This window comes from Paracoccus fontiphilus (genome assembly GCF_017356265.1).
Classification (GTDB): Bacteria; Pseudomonadota; Alphaproteobacteria; order Rhodobacterales; family Rhodobacteraceae; genus Paracoccus; species Paracoccus fontiphilus.
Map to the genome: position 1 here is coordinate 1 of NZ_JAFNAW010000124.1, position 4,404 is coordinate 4,404.

6 protein-coding genes and 1 tRNA gene are annotated in these 4,404 nt (G+C 65.7%); all 7 read right to left on the bottom strand.

The genetic code is table 11. The annotated features are described in order from the left end of the window. The coding region (locus J0F76_RS19985) for a hypothetical protein (RefSeq protein ID WP_207472161.1) at positions 1-545 on the bottom strand (545 nt) is incomplete at its 3' end. A 569-nt stretch (positions 546-1,114) separates the two neighbouring features. After that, positions 1,115-1,190 (bottom strand) — tRNA-Phe (locus J0F76_RS19990). A gap of 39 nt (positions 1,191-1,229) precedes the next feature. Then, positions 1,230-1,433, bottom strand: a complete 204-nt coding sequence (locus J0F76_RS19995) for a DNA gyrase inhibitor YacG (RefSeq protein WP_207472162.1) — start codon at positions 1,431-1,433, stop codon at positions 1,230-1,232. After that, positions 1,433-2,482: a ribonuclease E/G gene (locus J0F76_RS20000; RefSeq protein WP_207472164.1), complete on the bottom strand. Its 1,050-nt coding sequence runs from the start codon at positions 2,480-2,482 to the stop codon at positions 1,433-1,435. Before J0F76_RS20000 ends, J0F76_RS19995 begins: the two co-directional genes overlap by 1 nt. Then, a complete protein-coding gene (locus J0F76_RS20005) occupies positions 2,479-3,087 on the bottom strand; it encodes a Maf family protein (protein WP_207472166.1) in 609 nt (202 codons plus the stop codon). The genes J0F76_RS20000 and J0F76_RS20005 overlap by 4 nt, the downstream gene beginning before the upstream one ends. 13 nt (positions 3,088-3,100) lie before the next feature. After that, the gene (gene infA / locus J0F76_RS20010; RefSeq protein WP_010397442.1) at positions 3,101-3,319 is read right to left on the bottom strand and encodes a translation initiation factor IF-1; all 219 of its coding nucleotides are present in this window, start codon (positions 3,317-3,319) and stop codon (positions 3,101-3,103) included. Positions 3,320-3,405: 86 nt separating this feature from the next. Continuing rightward, positions 3,406-4,404: FliM/FliN family flagellar motor switch protein (locus J0F76_RS20015; RefSeq protein WP_207472168.1), on the bottom strand; the 999-nt coding region annotated here is incomplete at its 5' end.

Consider the following 4,404-nt stretch of genomic DNA (forward strand, 5'->3'; position numbering starts at 1 on the left):
TCGGAGGTGTGGGTCTGCGCATACATCACAGCTACCAAGCTGGACTCGCAAGATGAATTCCTCACGAAATTTGTGCAACAGAGCCATCGAGCACGCGGCGTTGATTTGGAGCCTGATCCGCGAACACCATACGGGCCCTGCGGCATCTGAAAGGCCGCATCATGAGGTCGGACACATGTCAGCACCCGACAACGCGCCAGGATCAGCTTCAAAACTCCTCTTGCGCTTGGGGCGGTTACACATGTTGCGTAGCCCAGCTTCTGGAACTGCTTCTTTTGCCAGTCGCCGAGAAAGGCCGGCATGGTAGCCTTTTCGGGTCTCGTAAACTGGAAGAGCCTAAACGGCCGGTCAAGCAGGCGTTGACGAAGAAACGGTGGCAATGCAAGCAAGCGCTGGTCAACCCGATCTGGATCCGCAACAAGCACCACCGGCATCATGTCGGCGAAGGACAAGGCCTCGCGACGAGCGTCGACATCCTTCTGAAGGTCTATAGCCGCGCGCATCTGCTGCAGCAGATCATTCCAACTGCGCCCAAGATCATGCATTCCGATAGCTTTCCCTTAGGCAGTCCGGCTGATCGCTAGAAATAACAAGACAGGCCGACATGATTTTATACAATGAATACAGAAGCTTATTATTATGCCGATTTGTCTCCCAAGTGACTGTATCCTTTTCAACGATGCTCAAGGCTCCAGTCAATCACTTACGGAGCGAGAAATGCCCAACGCTAACCCCACTCTGCCTTCCTGGCTCAAGGACAAGTATTTCTGCACCAACAAGGACCTTCAACGACTTTTTGGTGTCTCCCGCGCAACGCTAGATCGCTGGTCGCGCGAAGACCCGACGTTCCCGCGCAAGATCAAACTGAGCCTCGGCAGTCCGAGCAGCTGCGCAACACGGTTTCTTGCCTCAGATGTTGTCAACTATTTGGGGAAGATGCACGTCGGGGATGACGAGGCATAGGCCGAGGACGTCGATTGCTTCGTTAATCAGTGAACATCAGCCTACGATGTGTGTGCCACAGGTGTGCCACGGCTTCTGCAGCGGAGAACCGCTGCGATGCTCCGACCAAGAAACGACCTGTCATATCTCTATGATTCTTCCGAGATTTTTATGGTGCCCGGAGACGGATTTGAACCGCCGACACGCGGATTTTCAATCCGCTGCTCTACCAACTGAGCTATCCGGGCAACCTGGCGCGCCGTCTGGCGCGTGGCGTGACGCGGTGTTTACGGGCGCGTGCCGCGACTGTCCAGTCCCCCGCCGAGGTTTTTTTCATCCATGTCCCGATCAGACGCCACATCATCCAGCGGTTGGCCCGGGATCACGTAGTCGCCCCGAAGCCACCGGGCCAGGTCGATGTCGGCGCAACGCTTCGAGCAGAACGGGCGATAGGCAGGCACGCCGTCCTTGCTGCAGATCGGGCAAGCCATCAGCCCGCCCCCTGCGCCAGCCGGTGCAGGGGCACGCGGTCGCGCTTCCGGTTGATCTCGTAAAGGCCCATGGTGGTCCAGCCGATCAGCGAGGTTTCCGCGCTTTCGCCCTTGAAGGCGGCGCGCAGGACCTGGTCCAGCGTCGCGCGGTCGCGCTTGGGGATCGGGGCGAAGTCGATAACCACCTGTCCGCCAAGCCCCCGCAGGCGCAACTGGCGCGGCAGGTCGCGGGCCAGCGCGATATTGGCCTTGAGCGCGGCGGCCGGGCTGCCGTCCCCGCCGGTGTTCACGTCGATGGCCAGAAGGGCGCGCGTCGGCTCGATCACCGCATGGCCGCCCCCCGGCAGGGCGATGTCGGGCGACAGAAGGGCATCGACGGCCTCCAGCACGCCGCAGCGGGCGAAGCTGTCCTCGCCTTCCTCGACGGCATCGGGTTCGGGATCGGCCCATTCCATCCAGGCCTGCTCGTGCGGGGAAGCCGCGCCCAGCAGCAGTTCGGGCTGGCCCGCCTGCTCGGCCATGATCCGGGCGGACAGGTCCAGAAGGCCGCGCAGTTCCTCGGCGATATCCTCAGCGGGGGCGGTTTCGGACAGGCTGCGGAAGATGATGCCGGTGCCTTCGGGGGGCGCGGCCTCCTGGCCCATGGCGGTCAGTTCGACGCGCACTTCCTCGTCGCGGATGCGGCGGGACACGTTGATGCCGGGCGCCCCTGGCGTCACCAGCACATGGCGGCCGCGGAACAGAAGGCGAGAAGTCAGCGGGATCGCCTTCCCCTCGTCCGCGACGCCGGTGACCTGCACCAGCAGCGGCTGGCCCTCGGCAAGGCCGGACCGGTCGCGCAGATAGCCGCGCTGACCGTCGGGCAGGCGCAGGAAGACGCCGCCCTGCCCCTTCATCAGCCGTTCCACCACGCCGCGGCAGATGTCCCCGGGCACAAGGGGGGCAAGGCCACTGGCCTCGACCAGAAGGTCGGTCAGGCGCCCGTCCTCCATCAGCGCGGCAGCCTCGGCCCCGAACAGCTGGCCCAGAACGACCTGGCGTCCCTTCATGGGGAAGTTCCTCTCATGGATATGCCGCAGGCGGAGAGAATGGCGGCGGTTTCCGACAACGGCAGGCCGACCACGGACGAGAACGACCCCTGAACCCACGGGATGAACGCGGCGGCGGCGCCCTGGATGGCATAGCCGCCGGCCTTGCCGCGCCAGTCGCCGATGTCGAGATAGGCTTCCAGTTCGGCGGCGCCGATGGGGCGCATCCGCACCGCGGTCTCGACCAGCCGGTCGCGAACCTTGTCCTTGTGGCGGATAACGACGGCCGTCAGCACGCGATGGCGTCGGCCGGACATGAGGCGCATGAAATCGGCCGCCTCGGCGCGGGATTCCGGCTTGCCCAAGATACGGCGGCCGACGGCAACCGTCGTGTCGGCGCAGAGCAGAACGTCGTCGCGGGTCACGTCGAAGGCCATCGCCTTCGCCAGGGCGATGCGGCGAACATAGGCGCGCGCATCCTCGCCCTTCAGCGGGGTCTCGTCGATGTCGGCGCTGCGGACGTCATCGGGCAGGATGCCGATCTGGGCCAGAAGCTCCAGCCGGCGCGGACTGGCCGAGCCCAGGACCAGGCGCGGGCGGGACGCGGTCGCGACAGGCGCGGCCATTGCGGCGCCCGCCTTACTTGAAGCGGTAATTGATCCGACCCTTGGTCAGGTCATAGGTGTTCATTTCCACCTGCACCTTGTCGCCGGCAAGGACACGGATGCGGTTCTTCCGCATCTTTCCTGCCATATGCGCGATGATCTCATGGCCGTTTTCCAGCTCGACCCTGAACGTCGCATTCGGCAGGAGTTCCTTCACGACGCCAGGAAATTCGAGCATTTCTTCCTTGGCCATGATCACTCCATTCTGATCGCCCCGCCTGATTCGGGACCGGCGTTACATGCGGCCGCAACGCAAGGAATTCAAGTGTAAAGAGTGGTTCATGCCCCCGAGCCTAGCCGCACCGGCCCTTCGTCGCGCCTGTCCTGCGGGGCAGACGAGGCGCGAAAGGGATCACTGTCCGACAGGTCGGCGGGTGGCAGTTCCGGGATGGGGCCAGCCTGCTGCGGCGGCTGTTCGGTGGCGGTTCTGGCGGCGTCGTGCAGGCGCAGGGCGTGGCAGCCCTCGGCCACGCCCAGCTTGCCCGTGGCCAGCAACTGACCGTCGACCGTTTCCAGCCGCGCCTCGGCCAGGTTGACGCGCGGCAGGGGCAGAAGCCTGCCCGGGACCAGCGCCCGCAATTCGCCCAGCGTCACGGTGCGGCGGCACAGGACGCCCACGACTTCGACCGGGGCGGCGGTCATGGGTCCGGCCAGGGTGGAACCGGCCGTCACCGGCGCGGGCAGCGCGGCCACGGGCCTTGCCTCGGCCGGGCGGGATTCGGCCCGGTGGGGCACGGCAACCAGGATCGAGCCGTCGCGGGTTTCCGCGCCGCCCAGCCGCAGGTCGAGCGACAGGCTGCGCAAGGGGCGGTCCTCCAGCATCAGAAGCAGGGGGCGCGGATCGTCCAGATGGGTCGCGTGGCGATAGCCGTTCACTGGCCCGAAACCCTCGACCCCCGCCATCTCGGCGCCGAGTTCCGCCATCAGGGCATTGACGAAATCGACGCAGATCGCGGCATCGCTGCGGGTCAGCTTGCGGCGTTCGGCCGGGCGGGCGGTGACGCGGCCCAAGGCCTGGACCTCGATCAGCGCGGTCACCACCTCGAAGGACAGCGCCATGACGCCGATCTGGTCGCCCGGTCCCTGCAGAACGGCCAGAAGCGCCTGTTCGGGCAGCAGTTCCGGCAGTTCGGCCAGGGTCACGTCGCCGGGGCGGATGTCCACCGGCAGGACGGGCATCCGGTACAACCGCTCGGCCGCGCGGGCCACCGCATTGGCCGCGGCGCGCGCCGGCGACAGGGGCTGGGGCTGCGGCAGGCGCGCGGGCCTGTCCGTGCC

What these genes read in the sequence shown, in the direction of transcription:
- J0F76_RS19995 (WP_207472162.1), bottom strand. Translation starts at nt 1,433, where the DNA reads ATGGCTTGCCCGATCTGCAGCAAGGACGGCGTGCCTGCCTATCGCCCG.
- J0F76_RS20000 (WP_207472164.1), bottom strand. Translation starts at nt 2,482, where the DNA reads ATGAAGGGACGCCAGGTCGTTCTGGGCCAGCTGTTCGGGGCCGAGGCT.
- J0F76_RS20005 (WP_207472166.1), bottom strand. Translation starts at nt 3,087, where the DNA reads ATGGCCGCGCCTGTCGCGACCGCGTCCCGCCCGCGCCTGGTCCTGGGC.
- infA (WP_010397442.1), bottom strand. Translation starts at nt 3,319, where the DNA reads ATGGCCAAGGAAGAAATGCTCGAATTTCCTGGCGTCGTGAAGGAACTC.